Source organism: Vibrio sp. Vb1554, from assembly GCF_033344235.1.
In genome coordinates, this window is the sequence record NZ_JAWPOJ010000257.1 from 1 (window position 1) to 1,250 (window position 1,250).

2 protein-coding genes are annotated in these 1,250 nt (G+C 45.0%); one reads left to right on the forward strand and one right to left on the reverse strand.

Features of this window, described 5'->3' with window-relative positions:
- A partial coding sequence (locus R8N28_RS25455) for an iron-containing alcohol dehydrogenase (protein ID WP_318183689.1) occupies positions 1-783 on the forward strand: 783 nt, incomplete at its 5' end.
- A gap of 66 nt (positions 784-849) precedes the next feature.
- Here R8N28_RS25455 and R8N28_RS25460 read toward each other — a convergent pair.
- Positions 850-1,250 (reverse strand): SIS domain-containing protein (locus tag R8N28_RS25460; protein ID WP_318183690.1); only part of this gene is annotated, 401 nt, incomplete at its 5' end.

Below are 1,250 nucleotides of genomic sequence, written 5' to 3' on the forward strand. Positions count from 1 at the left end.
CAGGACAAAGTAAAAGTAAGTTTAAGAAGTCCGGACATGTTGGCTGACGTTGCGATTGTCGACCCAACATTGACTTATGGGACTGATCAATACACATCTGGACGAGGTGCTATGGATGCATTTACGCATCTGATGGAAGCTTATGTGTGCGGCGAGCCGAATCCTCTCACTGATATGGTATGCGAAGAAGGGCTTCGTCGATTGAGTCGATCAGTGATTGCAGGCTGCAAGCAGGATAATCATAAGGCTCGTTCGGATTTATCTTTTGCGGCTTTGCTTGGAGGGATGGCGATCACTAACGCTAAGTTGGGCGCTGCTCATGGGTTAGCCTCTGCACTTGGTGGGAAACTTGATGCTCCGCACAGTGTGATAACTGCACGTTTAGCACCCCATGTGATGCAAGAAAACATCAATGCAGCAAAGCAAGCGGGCAGAAATGATGTGATCAATCGTTATCGAAAACTGGCTCAACTTGTCACGGACAGAGCGAATGCGAATGAACATGACGGCGTGCTTTGGGTCAAGATGGTGTTAGATAAGCTAGAATTGCCATTGCTTGGTAAGTTTGGTGTTTGCCAAACTTCGTTTGAACAGGTAGCAAACGATGCGCTTAAGTCTGTTGCGATTAAAGGTAACCCTTTACCTCTTAATCAGGAGCGTTTGGTGTTCATACTAAAACAAGTGTGCGATTGCAGTGGAGATTGCGTTGCAGAAAGCACGCCGCACATGAGTTCAGTAGAGGTATTGGAATCGAGAAGCGATTTATCAAGTGTAAATGAGTAAATACAAGTAAAGTCGTTGCGAGAAGAAATAAAAAGGGGAGCCAATTGGGCTCCCCTTAATCAATGCTTAGTACTGACTTAGCTTGTCATAACGACTGTCTTTTAAGGCATCTTTCACGCGTTTTAGGTTTTCGCGGAAACCTGTACCACGGCGAAGTGTAAAGCCTGTGGCTAATACGTCGATAACAGTCATTTGAACGACACGGCTTGCCATTGGCATGTATACGTCCGTATCTTCAGGAATATCTAAAGTGATAGCCAGTGAACTTGCTTTCTCTAATGGAGAATCTTTCGCAGTGATAGCGATGACAGTTGCACCGTTCTCACGAGCCAGATTCGCAATTTCAACTTGGCTTTTCGTACGACCAGTATGAGAAATGAGAACAATCACGTCGTTGTCGCTGCAGTTAATACAGCTCATGCGTTGCATGACAATATCTTCAAACCAAGTAATTGGGATATTAAAAC